At 46.5% G+C, this 21,523-nt stretch carries 14 protein-coding genes; 11 read left to right on the top strand and 3 right to left on the bottom strand.

The annotated features are described in order from the left end of the window. Positions 1 to 18: 18 nt before the first annotated feature. From LEP1GSC061_RS02450 to LEP1GSC061_RS21620, 7 genes are all read left to right on the top strand, one after another. Positions 19 to 2,043, top strand: a complete 2,025-nt coding sequence (locus LEP1GSC061_RS02450; RefSeq protein WP_016544160.1) for a sensor histidine kinase — start codon at positions 19 to 21, stop codon at positions 2,041 to 2,043. Between the two features lie 36 nt (positions 2,044 to 2,079). Beyond that, positions 2,080 to 3,864: a DNA mismatch repair endonuclease MutL gene (gene mutL, locus LEP1GSC061_RS02445; RefSeq protein ID WP_016543893.1), complete on the top strand. Its 1,785-nt coding sequence runs from the start codon at positions 2,080 to 2,082 to the stop codon at positions 3,862 to 3,864. Between the two features lie 5 nt (positions 3,865 to 3,869). Beyond that, positions 3,870 to 4,466: a YqaA family protein gene (locus LEP1GSC061_RS02440; RefSeq protein WP_016543759.1), complete on the top strand. Its 597-nt coding sequence runs from the start codon at positions 3,870 to 3,872 to the stop codon at positions 4,464 to 4,466. Positions 4,467 to 4,512: 46 nt separating this feature from the next. After that, complete coding sequence (locus tag LEP1GSC061_RS02435) at positions 4,513 to 4,749, top strand: hypothetical protein (protein ID WP_040507983.1); 237 nt, start codon at positions 4,513 to 4,515, stop codon at positions 4,747 to 4,749. Further along, complete coding sequence (locus LEP1GSC061_RS02430; RefSeq protein ID WP_016544037.1) at positions 4,733 to 5,995, top strand: replication-associated recombination protein A; 1,263 nt, start codon at positions 4,733 to 4,735, stop codon at positions 5,993 to 5,995. The genes LEP1GSC061_RS02435 and LEP1GSC061_RS02430 overlap by 17 nt, the downstream gene beginning before the upstream one ends. A 128-nt stretch (positions 5,996 to 6,123) precedes the next feature. Further along, entirely contained in the window at positions 6,124 to 6,564 is a 441-nt protein-coding gene (locus LEP1GSC061_RS02425) for an OsmC family protein (protein ID WP_016544031.1), read from the top strand. A 248-nt stretch (positions 6,565 to 6,812) separates the two neighbouring features. Continuing rightward, a complete protein-coding gene (locus tag LEP1GSC061_RS21620) occupies positions 6,813 to 6,980 on the top strand; it encodes a hypothetical protein (RefSeq protein ID WP_016544112.1) in 168 nt (55 codons plus the stop codon). Between the two features lie 110 nt (positions 6,981 to 7,090). On the opposite strand, the gene hisC is transcribed toward LEP1GSC061_RS21620, so the two are convergent. Both hisC and LEP1GSC061_RS02415 read right to left on the bottom strand, forming a co-directional pair. Then, complete coding sequence (hisC, locus tag LEP1GSC061_RS02420) at positions 7,091 to 8,188, bottom strand: histidinol-phosphate transaminase (RefSeq protein ID WP_016543337.1); 1,098 nt, start codon at positions 8,186 to 8,188, stop codon at positions 7,091 to 7,093. 22 nt (positions 8,189 to 8,210) lie between these two features. After that, entirely contained in the window at positions 8,211 to 9,839 is a 1,629-nt protein-coding gene (locus tag LEP1GSC061_RS02415) for a peroxidase family protein (RefSeq protein WP_040507980.1), read from the bottom strand. A gap of 188 nt (positions 9,840 to 10,027) precedes the next feature. Between LEP1GSC061_RS02415 and LEP1GSC061_RS02410 the strand changes: the two genes are divergently transcribed. The 3 genes from LEP1GSC061_RS02410 (at position 10,028) to LEP1GSC061_RS02400 (ending at position 14,649) form a co-directional block, all read left to right on the top strand. Beyond that, positions 10,028 to 11,752, top strand: a complete 1,725-nt coding sequence (locus LEP1GSC061_RS02410) for an EAL domain-containing response regulator (protein ID WP_052006471.1) — start codon at positions 10,028 to 10,030, stop codon at positions 11,750 to 11,752. A 236-nt stretch (positions 11,753 to 11,988) separates the two neighbouring features. Then, a complete protein-coding gene (locus LEP1GSC061_RS02405) occupies positions 11,989 to 12,375 on the top strand; it encodes a response regulator (RefSeq protein WP_040507976.1) in 387 nt (128 codons plus the stop codon). A gap of 21 nt (positions 12,376 to 12,396) precedes the next feature. Then, positions 12,397 to 14,649 carry an ATP-binding protein gene (locus tag LEP1GSC061_RS02400; protein WP_040507633.1) on the top strand — a complete coding sequence of 751 codons (2,253 nt, stop codon included), beginning with the start codon at positions 12,397 to 12,399 and terminating at the stop codon, positions 14,647 to 14,649. A 102-nt stretch (positions 14,650 to 14,751) separates the two neighbouring features. Here the strand turns inward: LEP1GSC061_RS02400 and LEP1GSC061_RS20765 are convergent, their stop codons facing one another. Then, positions 14,752 to 19,602 (bottom strand): PAS domain-containing protein, encoded by a 4,851-nt coding sequence (locus LEP1GSC061_RS20765; protein ID WP_016543695.1) that lies wholly within the window; start codon positions 19,600 to 19,602, stop codon positions 14,752 to 14,754. 337 nt (positions 19,603 to 19,939) lie between these two features. Between LEP1GSC061_RS20765 and LEP1GSC061_RS02390 the strand changes: the two genes are divergently transcribed. After that, a complete protein-coding gene (locus LEP1GSC061_RS02390) occupies positions 19,940 to 21,517 on the top strand; it encodes an LA_0442/LA_0875 N-terminal domain-containing protein (RefSeq protein WP_375517547.1) in 1,578 nt (525 codons plus the stop codon). The last annotated feature ends 6 nt before the right edge of the window (positions 21,518 to 21,523 follow it).

Raw genomic sequence — 21,523 nt, 5'->3', positions numbered from 1 at the left:
ACTTAGTCCCGAACGAAGATGAGAATTCTCACGGTCCGCATTTGTATCCTGGCCCTCGCCTTATTTTTCGGTTCTTTCTGTACTCCTTCTCCGCGTAAAGCTCCTATGCAGAACGGGGTCATGGACTGGGACCAGGCTAAAAACGGGAGAGGATGTTATCGGCTGGCGGGGGATTGGAAATTCGCCTGGCTGGGGGAGACTCCCGATCGAGGACTTCCCGGTAATCCGGAGAAATTCATCCTACAAACCGCTCCGGGAAGTTGGATCGGTGTGGATTGGTTCGGTACTTCCTTACCCAAATACGGAAAGGCTTTGTATCGAGTGGAATTGCATTCCAAGGATCCGGTGGAAAGTCTGCATCTTGTTTCTTACGATCAGGGAACCAATTACAGAATACTCTTCAATGGGGTTCCGATCACCGAGGTAGGAAAAGTGGGAGATCCTTCTCCGGATTCCTTGGCCTTACTGACGAGCTATACCATTCTTCCTGCCTGGCAAGGAAATGCGGTCTTGGATTTCGAAATCTCCAATTATTATTATAGAAAAGGAGGTCTCTGGAAGCCCCCCATCCTAGGACTACCCGATTGCGTGAACCGCTATTATATGGATCGAAGGGATTTGGAAGCGATCCTTTTCGGAGGACTTTTCTTTTTAGGCCTTTTTCATATCTTTATTTCGGTATTTTATAAAAAGGATCCTTCCGCTCTTATACTCGGATTATTATCCATGACGGTGGGGTTGAGATTGTATTCCACGGGAGTAAGACTCTTTCCCGATCATTTCCTTTTAGGGCCCGAAGTTTATCTGAGAGTGGAATTCATCACTTGGTTTATGGGAATGCCCATGGCCTTGCATTTTCTTCTTTCCGTTTTTCCGGTCCCCTTCGGAAAGATTTTCTTAAAAATCGGATATATAATCGCGATCCTCTTCACTCTAATCACCTTATTTACCGGTTCCGAAATCTATTCCTACCTGATTGTTCCTTCCTATTTCGCTTTTTTGCTCATGGGGATCGTTTCTCTTTCCGTTCTTGCCCACGCGGTATGGACGGGAATGGTGGGGGCACGGATCTATTTAACCGGATTTCTATTCCTTCTATTCTTCTTAGGAAGCGAGATACTATTTCACGCGGAACTCTTGGACTCCTGGGAGTTGAGCGGGATAGGAGTGGGAATATTCGTTTTAGCTAATGCGATTTCCCTTTCCAGTAAACTACTAAGCGGTTTCCGGGAGAGAGAAAAGATCCAAGAGATGTTGAACGTGAACTTGGAGGAATTAGTCAGAAAGCGCACTAGAGAATTGGAATTCGCCAGGGACGAAGCTGAAGAGGCCAATAAGGCAAAAACCGAATTCCTAATCAATGTGGACCACGAGGTTCGTACTCCCATGAATGGAATCATGGGAATCACCCAAATGCTTCTGGAGTCGGACTTAAAGCCGGAACATAAGGAAATGTTGGAACTCCTAAAAAGAAGCGGAGACGCGATGATGGTGATTCTCGGATCCATGATAGACGCCTCTAGCATAGAGAAAGGTACTCTTTTCCTACTGAACCGAAAATTCAATTTGAGGGCGGCTATTTACGAGGCCGCGATGCGTGTGGAAGATAGGATTCGTCGAAAGGGGATTCACTTCCAAGTGGTCGTAGACGAGAATTTACCGGAGGCAGTGGAAGGAGACGAGGAAAGATTCAAGACCATGCTTCTAGTTCTTTTAGAAAACGCGGAGAAATTCACGAAGGAAGGAAGTATTCGACTGCTGGCTGAAAAGTTGGGAGAGAGCAACTTCCAGTATAGGCTTCGCTTCCAGGTGGAGGATACCGGGATCGGAATCCCGGAGGATAAACTAGGATCTATCTTCAATCCTTTCCAACAAGTGGATTCGGGTGTAACTAAGCCCTTCCAGGGAGCCGGATTAGGACTCGCTCTTTGCAAGGCCTTGGCTCAGAAGATGGACGGGGATATCCTGGTGAAGAGCATTCCTCATAGCGGTTCCGTATTTATTCTGGAAATCGGTCTCTCTAAACCGGAAATCCAATCTTGACATAATCCTTCCCTATCCGGATCCTAGGTCTATCCCATGGGAAGGATCCAAGAACTCAGTCCGGAACTCATCAACCAAATTGCCGCCGGAGAAGTCATAGAGTCGGCGCATTCCGTCTTGAAAGAAATGATGGAAAACTCCGTAGACGCCGGCGCGGATACGATCGAAGTCGAATCTAGGGACGGAGGTCTTACCTCTCTTTTACTTTCCGATAACGGTTCCGGAATCCAAGAAGAGGATATTCCCCTCGCTCTCCAAAGACATGCCACGAGTAAGATCCGAACTCTCCGAGATTTGGAACTCGTTTCTTCCTACGGATTTAGAGGGGAGGCTTTGGCATCCATTGCGTCCGTTTCCAAACTCACTCTGGAGACAGGGAGGGGATCCGACACAGCTTGGAAGGTACATGCGGAGAAGGGAAAAATCCTTTCCAAAGAAGCGATCCCAGGTTTTAGGGGCACTCGTATTTTAATCGAAGACCTATTTTATAATACCCCCGTACGCAGGAAATTCCTGAAGTCCGTTCGATCCGAAGACAAGAAAATCCGGGATAGAGTTTCCGTGCAGGCTCTCGCTCGGGAGGATATCCGTTTTCGATTCGTACAGGATCATAAGGAGATCTATCGACTCGCTCCCAAGAATAAACGGGAAAGAATCATAGACCTTTTCGGGGAAAATTTTCGGGACCATTTGTTGGAAGTCCAACACGAAAGAAAGGGCTGGAAGGCTTTCGGATACATCAGCGATCCGGATTTCTATAAGTCAAATCGGACCGGTCAGTTCATCTTCATCAACGGAAGACCGGTGGAGATCAAATATTCATCCCATCTATTAAAGAAATGTTATGACGAGTTACTTCCCCCGAACGCTCATCCGTATTGCTTTTTATTCTTCGAAGTGGATCCCGAGTCCATCGATGTGAACGTGCATCCCGCCAAGAAAGAGATTCGCTTTTTGGACGAGGAAGGATTTAATACGTTCTTTTTGCAATTGATCCAGAAGGAATTACGATCCAGCACTCCGGTCAGTTTCTTGGAACTTAAGAACCGACTACTCAGACCGGAACCCAAGAATATGCAGAGTACATTGCATTCCTTTTCTAGTTCCTCTTCGAAAACGGAAGAGCAGCAATTATTGGGAGGAGAATTATACGAAGAAGTCAGGCATTCCCCTTCTTTTCCTGTGGAGAATATAGGGCCGGGATCCCGACTGCACGAATTAACTGACATACCCATCAAACATTCGGAGTTTATCCCCAAAAAGCATTTCGGACTCCTATTCGAGACTTTCATCCTTGCGGAGGGAGAGGACGGATTCTATATCATAGACCAACATACCGCCCACGAAAGAATCCGTTACGAAGAAGTATTAAGAAAACTGAAAAAGAAGAATTACGGAATCCAACCTCTTTTGACTCCGTTGAGAATTCCGGTGTCCAAACAGGAGGCCGAGGAAATCAAGGAGCGACTTTCCGAATACCAGGAAGTGGGACTCAAATTGGATTCTTTAGGTGAGGATACGATGGTGCTTCGGGAGGTGCCCGGGTATTTCCTGCCCGGTCACGAAAAGGAAATCGTATTAGATTTCTTGAATAGAATCGGAGGTAAGGAAGTTCAGGAACCCGAATTGTACGATCTCATGGCCAAATGCGTTGCCTGCCGATCCGCGGTAAAAAAAGGGGACCAACTCTCCGATCATCTTATCGCAGAGCTTTTAAACCGTCTTAGTTATTGCGAGAATCCCGCGCGTTGCCCTCACGGGCGTCCAACCCTGGTAAAATTGACCCGGGAAGATCTAGAAAGAATGTTCCATCGTAGGTAAACGATTTGAAATCCGAATCCACCGAAATCAGTAATTCCACAGAGAAAATACTCGCCCAACTATTAAAACAAACCTTAGTGGCGAGCGTAGTATTATTCCTAGTCGTTCTGGTCTTAGCGCGCTTCTTTAGCGACCAAGTAGTCTGGGCCGCCGAAGCCTTTTTGAACTTCACAGGAGTCGCGGGAGTCGGACTTTCCATTCTAGTTGCGGATTCGGTGCATGTGTTTCTTCCTCCGGACACTTTTTTGATTCTGGCGGTCGCTGCAAAAATGCCCGATTTCTGGGTGATCTTCTTTGCTTCCGCAGGTTCCTTGTTGGGAGGAATTTGTTCCTACTCTCAAGGAAAGTTCCTACTTCCTAAATTGGATGCGTTTACTAAATTCGTGCGAAATCACGAAGAAAAACTGGAAGTGTATGTGAAGCGTTTCGGATTCTGGGCCGTCGTACTCGGGGCTCTGACTCCTTTGCCGTATTCTTGGACTTCGGTGGCGGCCGGAGCCATGGGTATGAAATTTCGACTTTTTTTCTTAGCGGCTCTATTTCGTATTCCTCGTTTCTATATCTATTACTATCTAATCAAAGGCGGGTGGATCGCAGGCTAGACTTTGCGATTGACGAGCATCCGTTTTGAAAGCAAAAGAAAAGAAGATGGACGATTCTCCAAGACTGATCCCGAAAACTAGAAAAGAACTGATTCTGGAAAACCTGGATTGGTTCGATCTTCCTCCTAGGATCTGCGAGTTGGTGGAGAATGTTCTAGACGGAAAGATCCGGGAGCAATCCTTGGTCTGCTGTCATAGCGCCTGCGATGTTTGCAACTCTACGATTCGTTCTTGCGTTCGAAAGGTGCAACGGGAATGGGAAGAACTTGGGCAGTCTGTTTGAAAAAGCTCCTCTTCCCCATAGGATCAGACCCGATAAATTTTCGGATGTGATCGGACAGGATAAGGCTAAGCAACAACTCCAAAAATTCAAAGAACCGGTGAGCATTCTACTCTACGGTCCCCCGGGAACGGGAAAGTCCACTCTGGCTCGCATCCTAGGTTCGAATTGGAAGTTGCCTTTCGTGGAATACAATGCGGTCACCACGGGAGTCGCGGACATTAAGAAGCTACTGGAGAGATCGGAAAAAGAAGGAAGTATCCTGCTCTTTCTGGACGAGATCCATAGATTCAGCTCCTCTCAACAGGATAGCTTGCTGAAAGGAGTGGAGACAGGAAGTCTCGTGCTGATAGGAGCGACCACCGAGAGTCCTTCTTTCCGTATTACAAAACCATTATTATCTAGACTTCAGGTTCTGAGACTGGAACCTCTATCCGAATCCGATTTGCTCGGAATTCTGGAGAGAGGTTTGAATTCTCTGGATCCCAGACCGAATCTGAAGGAAGACGCGAAAATCCTCCTAGTACGCTATTCCGGAGGGGACGCTCGGAAGCTACTTTCCAACTTGGAGGGACTCGTTCTTTCGAGGGAGAATGGTGCGGAAATCCAAGCCTCCGATGTGGAGGACTTTTTAGAGAGCAGGGTCATAGAATACGACCAAAGTGGAGAGAGTCATTACGACGTGATCTCCGCATTCATTAAATCGGTGAGAGGGAGCGATCCGGATGCCGCGTTATTCTATCTTGCCTTGATGTTGGAGGGAGGGGAGGATCCGCTCTTCATAGCGAGAAGGCTTATTATACTCGCTTCCGAAGATATAGGAAACGCGTCCGTTCACGGGCTTCCTTTGGCCATTGCGGGACTGCAAGCCTTGGAAGCCATAGGTATGCCGGAAGGAAGAATCGTATTAGGACAAGTGACAAGCTTTCTTGCCTCCTGTCCTAAGTCCAATGCTGCTTATAACGGAATCAATTCCGCTCTAGCTTTCGTGAAGGAAAGGGGGCCCAGTCTGAAGATTCCGAACCGCCTCCGAAACGCTCCTACATACTTTCATAAAAAGGAAGGAGCGGGAGAAGGATACAAATACCCTCATGATTTCGGGGGCTTCGTGCCTTTTTCCTATTTTCCGGACGATCTCTCGGAGCGGCCGCCCCAATTCTATAAGCCCACCCGAAACGGAATGGAAGGAAAGATCCGAGAACACCTTGCATCGATTTGGAAAAAATTCCGAGGCAAGGACTACGACTGAATTACCAATCTATTGTAATTGCGCCTAATGGATTGTTCGTTAAAGCGAATAATTCCTCCGTAATTGCGATTAATGATTTTCTAAGAGGAAGGAACTCCCGCAGCTTTGCCTTACAACGGAGGACCGATATGGCGAATACGGTATTTGAAAGTAAGGCAACTTGGGCAGGCGGATTGAAGCTGAATCTGCAATCCAGACACCATAAATGGGTGGTGGATGAGCCGGAAATTTTGGGAGGAACGGACGAGGGGGCGAATCCCGTCGAATATCTGTTAGGCGGACTGGCGAGTTGTTTGGGCGTTCTAGTATCTCTGTATGCGCCGGCTCACGATGTGATACTCAAGGATTTTCAGATCTATGTGGACGGAGATCTGGATCTGGACGGATTCCAGGAATTGGCTCCTGTGCGCCCCGGGTTTTCGGAAATACGTTATAGAATCGATATCCAAACGGATTCTCCTTCTTCGAATGTGGACGCTCTCTTGAAGCATGTCGATCGGATCTGCCCTGTGAAGGATTCTTTACAAGGAGTCTCCGTTCTCGCTCAGAATTCTCTGGCTGCAAAATAAATTCTAGAAAGAAAACCGAACCATTTCCGTAGATTTCCTTTAAAACGGAGAATCTACGGAAATCGCGGGCGGGAAAAAGCAACAATCACTTGTAATATTCCGGTCATTCGATTGTTTTAGTGTTCGGATAACTTAATCATGTCGAAAAATTTTTGACATAATACGGTTATGAAATCGCAGTCCCGGGACGAAACTAGTAAAGAGGTCTCCGGGTCTAACGATACCGAAACGAAAAAAGGAGGTTTCGAATGTTTCAATCCGAACGCGACAAGCAGGAAAAAATCCAGCTCACTTCTGGCTCAGGACAGGTTCGCAGAGAATTTTTCCGTACCGAAATCAGAAACAAAACGATTCACAATTCCCAAGCAAAAGAAGAGAAGGTTGTAAAACTCAAACCCGATCTTTACGACAAATAATCCAACCTCAACGACGCATTCTCGTGTATTCGGGGGTGCCGCTCCAATTCTACGCATCCAATTGGTTCTCGAGTAAAACGCGCTTCGCGCGTTTTGTATCGAGAGGCGATCTACAAAAGCTTATCCAGTCTATCGAGTAGAACGTCGTTTTGATCGGGTCTTCCTATCGTGATTCGTATCGCATTCAGTCCGTAGCTTTTAAGGTTCCGAAGAATAAGACCTTCTTTGAGGAGAGTTTCGAAAAGTTCGGTGGAGGAGAGCTTTGCATTCTCCAGTTTTACGGTGATGAAATTCGTGTAGGAAGAGAAATAGGAAAGGCCCTTATCTTTGCAGAATTTCTCGTAACGAAGCAATTCTTCCAAATTCGAGCGAAGATAAGAAGACACAAATTCAGTTTCCCCTAACGCAACGGTGGCAGCGAGTTGGGAAAGCTGGGAAACGTTGAACGGAGGTCTCAGTTTATAAAAGGCTCGGATCATTTCTTCGTTCGCGATTCCGTATCCGATTCTCATTCCGCCCAGACCGTAAGCCTTGGAGAACGTATTCGTATATAAAACGTTCGGAAATTTGGAGATCAAATCCGATGCGGGAATATCCTTATTTGCGTCTCTCGTTTTTCCGAAATCGATATAAGCGGCATCGACTACCACCATCGTTTCGGGAGAAATCTTCTCCAGAAACGAATACAGGTCGGATCTGTCCAGAGCGTCTCCGATTGGATTACAAGGAGTGCAAAGAAATACGATCTTAGGGGAGAATTTCTTGTACGAATCCAAAAACCGGTTCAGATCGTGCTCTATGGAATCGGTCGAAATAGTCTCCGCTCCGCATTGGCCCGCATAGATGGAATACATGGAGAATGTTTTACCGTTTTGTAGGATCTTATCTCCCGGGGTTAAAACGGAACGTGTCGCAAAATCGAAAATCTGATCGCTACCATTTCCTTGTATCACATTTTTTGCATCCACCTTATGCACGGATGCAAGAGCGTCCTTAAGAGCCTTATAGGAATCGTCCGGATACAGGGGCATTTTGCCTACCGCTTCCGTAACCGCCTGAGCGACTTTAGGAGCCACTCCGAACGGATTTTCGTTGGAGGCGAGTTTGATCACCTTTTCGGGAGGTATTCCGAATTCGCGAACTACTAGCTCGATCGGTTTGCCCGCTTCGTAAACGGGGATCTTATCTAAAACGGGTTGGAAGCGCATCTACTTCCAGGAAAAAATCGACTCAGGATTCTTCCAATCGTTTTTGCTCTACTAGTCTCCGATATAGATCCGTAAAGTCGGAATAAAAACGAGGTTCGTCTAGAGCGTATTCCATCACCATGCGTTTCGTTTCTTCCAAACCCAAGAGAGCTCTGTCGGTCGCGAGCATTCGTATTCCTCCGTCCAAAAGTAGATCCCGGAAATAATGATTATTGAAAAGATTCGGAGTATCGGTAAACGAACCCTTGGAATGCCAGCCCAGAGTATGTACTCCCAAAAGTAGAACAGTATCCCTTACGGAGAGACCCATTTTGGAAAAATATCGGAGAGAATCCTTTGCATCCGGACTGTCCGTCGGCATGAGCATCCTGCCCGCCGGATATTCGGAATCCTTGCGTCCCGGTAGGATAGGGATGGAAGGCCCTCCCGCTTTTTGTAAGGCAAGACTTCCGGAGACGGCAATCATATCGGAAAGGGAGGGGACTTCCCATCTTCCTTCTTTTTCCATTTCCTCGCGGATCCGTACCAAGGTTTCCACCTGCTTTTTCACTCCCTTATTATCTTCCTGGTTTAGGATGGTAGGGAATCGGATGGAACCTTCTATTCCGAGCCATTCTTCCTCTGCTGAGAAGATTGCGGAGGCATGAAATACCATTCGTATCCAGGCTCCCGCCTCCGTAGGATCGATGGAGTCCCAGATCCTGTATTTGGTTTCCTCCCAAGAATTCTCTTTGGGAGAAGGTTTAACGGATAGAATTTCATATACCTTATAGGTTCCCGTTTTACCTTTTAGCTTGGTTTCGAAGGTCCTGCCTTTTATGATCCAATCCTTAACGATTTCATAAACCTTTTCGGAAACTAGTAGCCTAGTCGCGGCCTTCTTGGTGGTGGATTCGATTCTGCTAGCGGAATTGACCGTGTCTCCTATCGCAGTAAAAGACATGCTTAACGGATGCCCTAATTTTCCCAATATTGCGGTTCCATAATTGATTCCTATCCCGATCTGGAATTCGGATCCTAAATGGTTTTTTAAATAGATATTCAACTGCTCCAGTTCCGAACCCATTTCTAACGCACAACGAACCGCGGAAAGATTCATGTCCAGAGGTGTCGAATCCGTCAGTCCGAAGACCGCCATGAGGCCGTCCCCGATATATTTGTCTATGGTTCCCCCGTATTTTAGGACCTTGTCTCCCATTCGATAAAAATAGCGATTAAGAATATGGATCACGTCATACGGTAGATGAGTTTCCGAGAAACCGGTGAAGCCGCGAATATCGCTAAAGAGAACGGTCACCGGTTTTTCCGTCCCGGATACCAGATCCGAAAATGTCGAGGCTAGGATCTGATCCGCGTCGTCTATGACCAAGCGACGTACCTTGACGTCGCCGTTAATCTTCGTTTGGCAGGCGAGCCTAACGTTTTCCGGGAATCCTTTTCTGTGGGCGAGTAAGGTTTCCTTTTCGTTTCTAGGAAGTAAATGCTCCGCTCCCTCCTGGACCAAAACCCTGCAAGTCGAGCAACGTGCGTTACCTCCGCACGCGTGAGTATGAGGGATTCCCGAATCCAGAGAAATTTGCAGTAAGGATTTGTCGGTTGCGGATTCTTCTATCCGGACTTCTTTATCGTTTTCAAAGAGGATCTTTATCATTCTGGGCTTGGATAGGTTGATTTTTTGGATCGGTTTGGGAATATAGTTCCCAAGGTTCGATCGAATATCCTTTAGACCGTTCGGTTTGATCATCGAACATCGTTTGGGAGATTGTTCGGAATAAAAATAATTTCCCCCCCGGTTCGGAAATCTTTTTTTGCGTCTAATACCGAAGTCCAAGGAGCTCTGTGAAACCTTCCGAGAACGGATCAATCGAGTCTGGTACCCCGAAGCGGTCGGTGATCTTATGCGTAGACGACGAGTTGATCATTCTTCGCGGTCTGAAGGAACAATTGAAGTCCGCATTCGGAAAGGATTACCAGATCGAGGCAGCGGATAGCGCGGAACTGGCTCTCCAAATCGTTGAAGAATGTAACCAATTGGGCACACATATCCCCGTGATCTTAAGCGATCAGGTAATGCCTGGCATTCGAGGGGACGAGTTTCTCATTAAGGTCCACGAGACCAATCCCTCCACACGAAAAATCATGCTCACAGGGCAGGCCACCGCCGAATCGGTGGGAAACGCCTTAAACCACGCCAATCTTTACAGATATCTTTCCAAACCCTGGGATTCCAACGATCTATTGCTTACCGTTAGAGAAGCGATCCGCTCCTATGAATCCGATCTTTCTCTTTCGGACTTGAATCGCAAGCTGGAAGAGGCGCTGCTTTTCAATCGGGAATCCGGACTTCCAAATCTGGAATCTTTGCGCAGAAAATTGGAATCCTTGGAATCCGAACCCAAGGATTCGTTACTCGCTTTGATACGGATCGAATCCACTTCTTTGACCACCCGCGATTTCGGGGTCTCCTTATACAGGGATCTCATGAAGAAATTTCTGGATTCTATGCAATCCATTTTGGGAAATTACGGAGACATCTTTCACGTTTACGAGGACGAGGTCGCCGTTCTATCCAAGGTCCCGGAGGAGGAGTTCCTACCTCATCTCATAGCTTTCCGGATCCTTTTGCGTTCCGACTATTGGATGGCGTCCGGAATTTCCTTCCGGATCAACGCAACGATCGCCACCGCAACGGGGAAAAACGATTTATATTATAAGGCGAGACTTGCTCTCGTAAAGGCGAGCCAAGAGCCCGAATTCGATACCCGATCCGGAATCCATTCTTATTCGGAAAAGATGGACGATCAGGATTTGTACAAGATAAATATGGATCTCGGCAAGCGTCTGAATAACGCCATACATTCCGGCAATATCGTTCCTTACTTCCAAGGGATTATGGACAATAAGACCGGTAAGGTGGAAAAGTTCGAGTGCCTGGCTCGGATCATAGAAGACGGAAAAGTGTTCGCCCCTTCCACTTTTCTTTATCTTGCCAAATCCACGGGACTTTTAAGAAGAATCAGTCCTATTCTTTTCGAGAAGGCGCTTCGGAAATTTGCGGATTCTCATTATTCTTTCTCCATCAATCTTTCCGAAACTGAATTGGAAAGCCCCAGTTTTCCCAAATGGGCCGCGGCCAGAATGGAGCATTTCGGAATCCATCCGGATAGGGTGACTTTCGAAATCCTGGAGACTGCCAGTTTTCAGGGGAATCCGGAAAGATTGGATATTATTCATGAATTGAAAGACCTGGGGGCCCATATCGCGATCGACGATTTCGGAGTGGAGCATTCCAACTTTTCCCGTTTGTTGGAGATCCAACCCGATTTCATTAAAATCGACGGAAAATTCATCCAATCCTTGGAAAGAAACCGTACCGCTTTCATACTTACTTCTGCGATCACCGAACTCGCACATAGGATCGGCGCTAAAGTCATCGCCGAATTCGTATCCACCCCGGAAGAATTGCAGGTCGTAAGGTCCCTAGGCATAGAATATTCTCAGGGATACCTGATCATGCAGCCTTCTCCCGATATAGTGGCCACTCAGATAAAAATTATTGACTGAATTCTGATTTTCTCGACTTCCGGTCTATTCTTCTCAATTTGCGGAAAAGCGGGAGAATAGATACTTTGGATTAGTTTCTGGAGAAGCGGATATAAAATCGTCTATTCTAGAGACTAAGACGAAAATGAGTTGCAAGCTTGTTCGATTGCGGCACTATCCTTGTTTTTGCTCCGGGTTTTTCCCGGGGGGAAGTCTCTTTTTTATTCGTCTAAATTATTGTGTGGCCCGGGGGAGCGGTGGAAAAAGCGATCTTATTTGTCGATGATGAAGCTCTTATCTTAATGAGTATGAAGTCCCAGGTGAAACGCCATTTGGGAGATACTTACAGATATGAGACTGCTTTGGACGCTTCCGAAGCGATGCAGATCATCGAAGAACTCGTAACGGAAGGCGTTAAGATCCTAATCGTCATATCCGATTGGCTCATGCCTAATATTAAGGGGGATGAATTTCTTAGAATCATTCACCAAAGATATCCGGAAATCCAAAAAATCATCATCACAGGTCATGCGGATATCGCGTCTGTAGAAGCTTTAAAGAAGGAAATCAATCTTTATAGTTATCTGAAAAAACCCTGGGACGAAAAAGAACTAGTCACCACCATAACTTCCGCTCTTAAGTAATCGATAGGTAGGCTTTTTTTCGTGAGCCTGAGGACGCGCTTCTCTATCTACTGTGCAGCTGTTCTAATTACGTTCTCCGTAACTCTTACCTTAATAGTAGTCGTATTTTCCTATTACGACGCCCGCGTCTCCTCTCAGGAAACAGCTATGGCTAAGGCGGAGGCCGCATCCTTCGAAGTTCGCAGGGTTTTCTCCGACGGGATGAATCGTCTTGCCAATCTGAAAACGCGCTGGGAACTCACTCGTCCTTCTAGGGAATCCGCCGAGAAGGAACTTCTGGAAATGTTCGAAAAGGACAAACGCTTTCTCGGATCCTGGACCATATTCGAGGCGAATAGCTTCGACGGTCCGGATTTCCGATACATAGGTAGGAAAGGCTCGGGACCGACGGGTCGATTCATTCCGTATTTCCATCGTGATTTAGAAAATTCTGAAATAATAAAGGTCGATCCTATCCTGGGATTCGAAAAGACGGACGGCACCGCCGATTATTACCAAGTTCCCAAGAAGACGATGAACGACTATATGGGCGAGCCTTACTCCTATCCGGTGGACGGAAGGAATACGTTCTTGATTTCTTTAGCGAGGCCTGTGATTCGAGGGGGTAGATTTGCGGGTGTGGTCGGATTGGATCTGCGTTTGGCGGATTTGGAGAAAGAATTCTTCTTGAGAAAACCCTTCGGAGACAAAGGTTATCTGGCCCTTATATCTCCAGGCGGTAAATACGCGACCCACGGAGGAAAAGCTATTTTACAGGGAAAAGCCGCGGGATCTTCGGAAGTTCGATCTAATATCCGGAATCTGTTACAGAAAGAACAACCTTTCGGTTACGCGGGAGAAAACGGGCAGATCTATATCTTTCCTTTCCGAGCGGGGAATTATAGCGAGTACTGGGGTATCGAAGTATTCGTTCCGGACTCCGTTTTATGGAGCGATCTATGGTCCATTGTCTTCAGATCCTTGCTGATCACTTTTACGCTATTGCCCGTATGTTTGTATTTTATAGATCGCTTTTTCTGTAGATACGTTTCGGAAGGGATCTCTTCCGCTTCCGGCTTTGCGGACTCCTTGGGCGGCGGAGACTTCTTGGCCCAGATTCCGAACCGGGAATTTAAGGACGAAATATATCATCTTTTCGTAACATTGGAGAATATGAAGGAGAAACTCCTGCTTGCCATCGACCAACAGTTGCGTTCCGAAAAGATCCTAAGGGAATCCAAGGAGATCAATTCCAGAAACGAGATCATACGTCTGCAAAAGGAAGAATTGGAAACGGCATTGGGAGAATTGAAAGCTACCCAGGAAATTCTTCTTAGAAACGAAAGATTAGCCGCAATAGGAAGAATTTCGGGAGCGGTCAGTCACCAGATCAATAATCCGTTGGGCGCAATGAATGCTGCCAGAGAGAACGTTTCCTTTTATACGCTTCGCATCGTGGAACTCTTGCCTTTTCTGATGATCTATTTACCCCAGGCTGCGGAGTCGGAGAGATCCGCATTCTCTTTAGCCTTGAGCGAAATTCTGGAAAATGGAAAGGAAACCATAGGAAAGAAATTCCGTCAGACTAGACACGCGATCGAAGCTTTTCTGAAGGAGCAGGAGATTTCGCTCGCAGGGGATAAGGCCGCTATCATCGCCGAACTCGGTTTTTTGAGTTGCCCGAAATCGCTTTTGATCCTCTGCGAATCCGAGGAGTGGGATAGGATCTCCGAGTTTTTTATGGCGATGAGAGGCATTTACGTTTCGGAAGAAGTCATACACAGATCCACCGACAAAATGTACAAGATCGTATCCGCGTTGGAAACATATTCCGGGATCGCAAAAGAAGGCTCTGAAAGACTCGTTAAACTTTCAGATACTATGGAAGCCGTTCTGGGAGTTTACGAAGGCGCCGGGGGAAATAGGGTTCTCGTGGAGAGATTCTATATCTCCGATGCGGTCATGAAATGTGTGCCAGAGGATTTGGTCCGTCTCTGGACTCAGGTGGTGGATAACGCTTACCAGGCTATGTCGGGAGAAGGAAATCTGAAGATCAGAATATTCGATGCCGATGCGAAAGTGATCTGCGAGGTGGAAGATAATGGTCCGGGTATACCTTCCAGTTTGAAAGAAAGAATAGGAGAAGCTTTATTTTCCGGAAAATCGGAAGGAGAAGGAGCAGGAATTGGGCTCGCGGTGGCCGCTTCCATATCTAAGAAATACGGTGGAAGTTGGACTTGGGAAAGCATTCCCGGTAGGACAGTTTTCCGTTTTTCGTTTCCTCGCTTCGTCTAAAATTCACGTTTTGCATTTCGGAAAATCCGGGAGCCTTCTCACAAATTCCCCTGCGTAATCGTAGGAACTATTTCGTTTCGCGGATAAATGTAAGTTATGAAATTAAGAGGGGAGGCCTAAAAATTCTTCCGTACTGACTAAGGGGAGAAGAATGCGGAATGTTGTCTTGCCCGGAACCGATTCCACTTCTATTTTACCTTCGTGTTTTTCCACGATCTTCTTTACTATATCCAATCCTAGACCGCTTCCTTCCCCGGGCAATTTTGTGGTAAAGAAAGGCTGGAAGATCTTGTCTAAGATCTCCGTCGGAATTCCGGAACCGGTGTCCGTGATTTCCACCACGGCATGTTCTCCTTTTACGTATGTCTGAATGGTGATCTCTCCTCTGAAATCCATGGCCTGCAAAGAATTGTAGATGAGATTCGTCCAGACATGGATGAGATCGTCCGGATAGCATAATATTTTCGGAATATTTCCGTAATTCTTCGTGACCTGTATCCCTTTTTTGAGTTGGTTTTGGTAGATCGTAAGAACCGTTTCTATATTCTCCGTTATGGAAGTAGGTATCTTTTCCGATTCAGTATCGAAATGGGAGAAATTCTTTAGAGCGTATAGAATCTTAGAAACCCTATCCACGGCGATTCGGATCGTATTCGTATTCACGAAGAAATACGCTTCCAAGCTGGAATATTCCAAAAGAATATTGGCCTTCTCGTTTTTGAGGAATCGAACCGCTATATTCGGAACGTCCCGGAATCCCATATCGGTAAGGGAATCGGCGAATACGTAGTGAGAGACGATTCCGAGTTCGCGGAGTTTGGAGACGATCGCCTTTTTGGTGTTTCTCTCCTCCATTCCGGTCAACTGCTCTTTGGATTGTCTTACCAATTCCAGGAATCCCCGAAAGGACTCCACTTCCTCCTCTTCCATGGAGGCTAAAATATTTTGGACTTCCGGAAGCACGGTTTGGAAACGGATAAGACATTCCTGTAGGTTCTGATTGGAAGCCTGGATGGCGCCGATCGGATTGTTAATCTCGTGAGCTACTCCCGCGATCAATTGTCCTAAGGCCGCCATTTTTTCGGATTGTATGAGTTGAGCCTGGGCTTTCTTCAGATTTTCCAACGTATCCTGCAACTCGTTCTTTTGCATTTCTATGAGTTTGTTTCTGACCGAGATTTCGTCGTTGATAACCTTCAATTCCTCCACTTCTTGGAGTGCCGAGGTATCTAGAAGGCTGATCGCCGCCACGAAGGAATCCCGCTCCGTATAGAAATGAATACTTCCCAATGAGGAGAATACTGCGCCGTTTTTTCGCAATGCTTGTAATTCCAGATTCTCCGCGCTTTCGAAAGAACGAATTCTCGCATGTAATGCCGCCCAGGAATCCGCAGTGAATAGGGAAGTGGATTTGACGGTAGTCGCTTCTTTTTGAGTATAATTGAATATTCTTAAAAAGGCGGGATTCGTATCCAGAATCTCCTCCGTTCTAGGGTTAATGAACAGAATGGCTTCGTTTGCGAACCTATAGAATGTCTGGAACCGAAGCTCGCTCGCCTTCAATTTCTCCTCGGATTTCTTTCTGTCGGTGATGTCCGCGAGAATTCCCGCCATTCTATTCGGAAGATTTTTTGCGTTCCTGTAGACCTGTCCTTTTACTTCCAACCAATGGATGCTTCCGTCCGGATGAAAGACCCGGAATTCCAGATTTACGTCGATTCTTCCGCCTCTTAGGCTTTCTCTTACCGATTCTCGGATGAGTTGCTTGTCTTCCGGATGCACTAACTCCATGAACAGATTGGCGTTCTTCTCGAACTCGGTTATCGGAAATCCGAAGATTGTGGCAGTATCGGAAGACCAATGAGCGGAACGATTCGTTAAGTTCCAGCTCCAGGTTCCCATCTTGGAAGAATTGAGAGCTAAACGTAGCCTTTCCTCCGAATCGATGAGATCATTTTGAGCCTTTCTTCTTTCCGTAATGTCCGCCATAGCCCCCAAAAGACGATCGCTCTGGGATTGGGAACTCATTACGAATACTCCTTTATCCTCCACGATGATATACTTGCCGTCTTTTCTTAAGAATCTATACTCTGAAGTGAAATAACCTCCGTTCTCTTTAGCCTCCCGGATTCTATCGGCGACTCTTTGTCTATCTTCCGGATGAATGAATTCGGTGATTAGGCCTCCGTTGACTTCCTGGAATTCCTTCAAATTATAGCCGGTGATTTTTTCCACGGCACCGGCCCAAGTGATTCTGCCGCTCGGAATATCGTAATCGTAAACCATTTGTCCCGTTTGTTCCGCGACCCTTCTGTATCTTTCTTCGCTTTGTTGTAAGGCCCGTTCCGCAAGCAGCGATTCGGTGATATCTAATATTAGAAAAACGAGAAGTTTGATTTCTCCCGTAGGTTCCTTGACGGGAGCACCGTTTATGGACAGATATTTCTTATTTCCTTGGGTATCTTCTATCGCATGCCTTACGTCGGAAACCGGTTGCCCGGTGGATAGAACTCTTGCGAAGGGCTGGTCTTCGGGAGTCCATTCTCCTCCGTCGATCGCAGTAGCTTTCCATTCCGGAGAATTGTATTTTCTTTGTTTCAGGGATTCCAGTCTTAGTCCTAGTACTCTTTCTGCGGAAGCGTTCGCGTAGAGGATCTCTCCCTGAGGGTTCAGAACGGTGACCGCGGCAACTGACGTCTCCATAATGCTAGAAAGGAGGTCTCTTTCCGCGATTAGCTCCGAATTCTTCCTTTTTCTTTCCAACGCGTTCGTAAGAATATCGCCGATCCCTCTTAGGCTCGATACCTCCGATTGTCCCAGATGGATTCCGGAATCGGCGAACGTTTTCTCGCTACTAAGAACCAATACTCCGATCACTCTTCCTTCCAATCGGAGAGGTACTGCGATCAAAAAACAGATTTCGAATCTTCGTATGAGATTTCGTAATCCCTCCTCCATACGCTCTATGTCTTGCTCCTCTATGAGAACGATTTCGGAGGAGAATATTTTCTGAGTTTGAGGATTATCCACGTTAACCGGAAGGAATCCTTCCCAACTTTTTTCATGGTATTTGGAATTAGGGCTGACATATTCGAACGATATTCGGCGAGTCTGATTTTCCAGATCGTAGGTTATGACAGTTCCTCGACTCATCTGGAAATAATTCGTGAGTCTTTCGATGGAGTTCCGGACTGCTTCCTCTATTTCCAAGGAAGGTTGATTGATCAGATCTGCGGAAATGGAGGCGGTCAAATGTTCTAGGGCTCTTTTCTTTCTTTCCTCTTTTTCCCTATTTCTTTCCAGCGTTACGTCTTGGATCGTACCTAATAACTTTTGCACCTTGCCTTCCGAGTTCTTAATGAAGTCGGTGCGGTTCAGAATGATTTTTTCCTCTCCGGAAGGAGTTACGATCTTGTATTCTATCTCTCCTCCTACGGCGTCTTCTATGCATCGAGCGAAATGTTCGAGGGTCATTTCCTGGTCGTCCGGATGGATTCTTTCCAATCCTCTCGAACCTCCGACTTGATCCGTCCCGAAGATCTGGATCATTCCCTCCGAAGCGGTGACCTTTCCGGAATTCGTATCGTATTCCCAGCTTCCTATTTTAGCGGTTCTTTGGGCCCGATCCAAGAAGAGTTTGGTTTCCCTGAGTTCCTCTTCGATCATCTTTTGTTCGGTCAGATCTATATGAATCCCGATGATTCGTGTCGCGCTTCCTTTCGCGTCCTGCTCCGCGATTTTTCCGCGAGTCATGATCCATTTATAGGATCCATCTTTGCATTTTAACCGAAAGGTCGCGGAATAAGCTTCCGATTCTCCCGCGGCGTATTTTCTCCAACACTCGTTCGTTTTTTCCCTATCATCCGGATGGAGCGCATTCTCCCAAAATTCGTAACTCGGTTCGATCTCTCCCGGATTGTAACCGATCATTCTGATCCAGTTATCGTCCACGGTATGAGCACCGCTGGCTATATTATAGTCCCAGATTCCGAGATTGGAGCCTTGGACGGCGACGTCTAATGTTCTTTCTTTCTCCGCCAATTGCCTGGCGATTTCCTTGGATTCGTGGATATCTAAATGGATACCGAGCGCTCGGATAGGTTCTCCTTTCTCGTTTCTCTCCCAGACTTTTCCTCTGGAACGAATCCAGCGATAGGATCCGTCCTTACATAACATTCTAAAATCGGTATCGAAAAGTTCCGTTTTTCCTTCTAGATGCTCCTGTAGCAGAGTGATCGTCCTGGGAAAATCTTCCGGATGAACTCTGGATTGCCAGAAAGGATAATCGGGAGTGATCTCATTGGGGGCGAATCCGAGTAAGGTTAGCCATCTTTCATTAGGAGAAAGACTGCCTTTCGGAATATTCCAATCCCAGAATCCCAGGTCGGCCGATTTGATGACTAGATCCAATTTTTGTTGTCTGCTTTGAGAGAGAGCGTCTCTTTCCATATCTGGGCGCAGATCTAGGATGTTTCCTTGTACCAAAGCCTTGGAGCCCGGGACTTTAACCAAATATATCCTGCAAGGAATGGACGTACCATCCTTATGGCTATGCTCCCATAAGAAAGTAGGGGTATCTCCTTGGAGCGCGAGTTTGATTTTTTCGAGAGCCGCCGATTTGGAATCCATCCCTCCCGGTTGGAATTCGGGAGAGATATCGGCCGGACCCATCTTCATAAATTCCTTTCTGGAATATCCGAAGAGTTTTTCCGCGGTGGAATTCACTTCTACGAATTGTCCGGATTTACAATCCAAGATGGTTATGACGGAAGGGGAGTTATCCAGAAGATTCCTTAATAGGCGAGAATACGATTTGGCACCGGAAGAAAGATTTTTGATCTTTCCTTCCAATTCTCGGATTTTCTCGCGAGCCTCTTTGAGCTCTTTGTCCGGATCTTTCGGGGATTTCTTTTTCTTTCTGGTTTCCACGCAGTTCACATAGTAAAGGGCCAAAATATCCGTTTGAAAATAAAAAAATGGGCGGAGGGTTCGAACCTGTTCTTATCCCAAGTGTGCTTAGAGTATGGAATCCCTATGGGAATATTAAGGCAAAAGAAAACCTTTTGCGAACCCTTCCCGGATTCGTTTAGCAAAATCGTAATTCTCCCGAAACCTCCCGAAACATAGGGACTTAATGCTTTCTCTTTTTTTCGAATGGGACTGAAAAGAAATTTCCATAATTCGCATCATTGATTAAAATCCGTTTCCTCTGTTCGGATTTCTTACGTTCGAATCCGGAAGCGATTTTGGAGAAGGGTCGCCCGCCCTTTTTATTAGGAGAAAACTATTTATGTTCCCTGGAATTCGGCCGAATTATCCACGGTTTTTCGCATACCTATGCGTTATGTTTCTAACCTCTATCGAGATCTTAGGAGCGGATTTCGTTCGTTTAAAGAACGGTCAGATTGTTCGAGGAAAGATTGTATTGGAGGACGACGAAAAAGTACTGATCGCGGAGAACGAGGATTTCGTTAGATTTTTGGATAAGGAATTCGTGGCCCAGGTCAGCTATGAAAAAGGGAAACCGACTACTAACGTTCCCGCTACCGCGACCCCCGACAAGAAGACCCAACCTCCGACTAGGGTTTCGGATATTCCCCAATCCCATGTGGAAACTTCTCCCCCGAATATGTACGGTCCGAGCGGCGGGTCTTCCAACGGTAACGGAGGGGATACTTCCATAGAAGTAATCCATGAAGTGGTGACGGACTTTATTTGGCGGGGACTTAGTTTCTCCGGAGAAATCAATAATAGAAGAAACAACGAGAGTTATCGAGCTATGACTTTCGTACCTTCTTATCAACCCACTCTGACTTTTAACACTCCTTTGAAAGGGCTCCAGGTACAGTTTTGGGGAAATTTTCAATTAACGGAAAGAAACGACAGGGATAATGACGGAAGATTCCAAATGTATCCGGGCGGTCCCGGGCCCGCTTATCCCGGACAAGGAGCAGCCGGCTCTTTGAGTCCTTTTTCGGCGCCTTCTCCAGATGCGCTGAACTCCGCTTGTCCCTACGATACCCAGAATAATTTTTTGGCGGGAAATGCTCAGACCGGATCCACATGCGGAGGCGACGTCCCGGGATTTAAGAAGGAACAGAACGGTATGAAAAGATCGGACGGTCTATTCTACGCTTTTTATTATAATTTCGAGAAGACTAGTTGGGGGACCTTTACCGCAGGGATTTGGTTTTACAACACATTCCAAAAGAGTAATGCTTATCTATCTCCAGCTTTGGGAGGATTTAATTCCCCGGCGGCTCAGGGAGTTTCGGGAGCCAATAACCCGTCCACTCAGATCACCCGATTGGCTTGGCAGGAATATTTCTTTTTCTGGAAACTTCCTTTTTTGCAATGGGCGAATCCTACGATTTCATTTTATACCCAGTTTTCACAGGAGAATGCGGGGCTCATGGCGGGTAAGAATTATCTTTCCTTAACAATGGGGCACGAGTTCTTTCAGGATAAATTTTTTAGAATCCTTCCGCAAGTGAATATAGGCTACGCGATGAGCAATAATATCGTGGATAACCGATACGGAATCCAGGACATCACTTCGACTCTTACTTTCTTTTTCGGAAAATTCTTCGTAAAGGCTGCCGACGTTTGGAGACCGAATCTGTATATGTACGATACGGATAATTATTACGGAGCCACGGGAGGATACGTAAACACAAGTACTAAGGACGGAAAGATCGTGGATCCCGCCAAAGTGAACGGTCCTACCAATCAGCTCGTATTGGATTATATCAGCTCCTCTACTTCCATACCGGATCAACTTCGTCAATCAGTAAGGGAGTCCTACCTATTGCAAAAGATACCGGCCCATTTGGTCTGGTTCAGTATAGGCTTTAGTCAAAATTTCTAAGTAAGG

The organism is Leptospira wolffii serovar Khorat str. Khorat-H2 (genome assembly GCF_000306115.2).
In the GTDB taxonomy this organism is placed as follows: Bacteria; Spirochaetota; Leptospiria; order Leptospirales; family Leptospiraceae; genus Leptospira_B; species Leptospira_B wolffii.
Note: the sequence above shows the minus strand (reverse complement) of the source record. Positions and strands in the feature narration are given on the sequence as shown.

Bases quoted from the DNA above. Each gene is read 5' to 3' on its own strand.
- LEP1GSC061_RS02450 (WP_016544160.1), top strand. From the start codon at position 19: ATGAGAATTCTCACGGTCCGCATTTGTATCCTGGCCCTCGCCTTATTT.
- mutL (WP_016543893.1), top strand. From the start codon at position 2,080: ATGGGAAGGATCCAAGAACTCAGTCCGGAACTCATCAACCAAATTGCC.
- LEP1GSC061_RS02435 (WP_040507983.1), top strand. From the start codon at position 4,513: ATGGACGATTCTCCAAGACTGATCCCGAAAACTAGAAAAGAACTGATT.
- LEP1GSC061_RS02425 (WP_016544031.1), top strand. From the start codon at position 6,124: ATGGCGAATACGGTATTTGAAAGTAAGGCAACTTGGGCAGGCGGATTG.
- LEP1GSC061_RS21620 (WP_016544112.1), top strand. From the start codon at position 6,813: ATGTTTCAATCCGAACGCGACAAGCAGGAAAAAATCCAGCTCACTTCT.
- hisC (WP_016543337.1), bottom strand. From the start codon at position 8,188: ATGCGCTTCCAACCCGTTTTAGATAAGATCCCCGTTTACGAAGCGGGC.
- LEP1GSC061_RS02415 (WP_040507980.1), bottom strand. From the start codon at position 9,839: ATGATAAAGATCCTCTTTGAAAACGATAAAGAAGTCCGGATAGAAGAA.
- LEP1GSC061_RS02390 (WP_375517547.1), top strand. From the start codon at position 19,940: ATGTTCCCTGGAATTCGGCCGAATTATCCACGGTTTTTCGCATACCTA.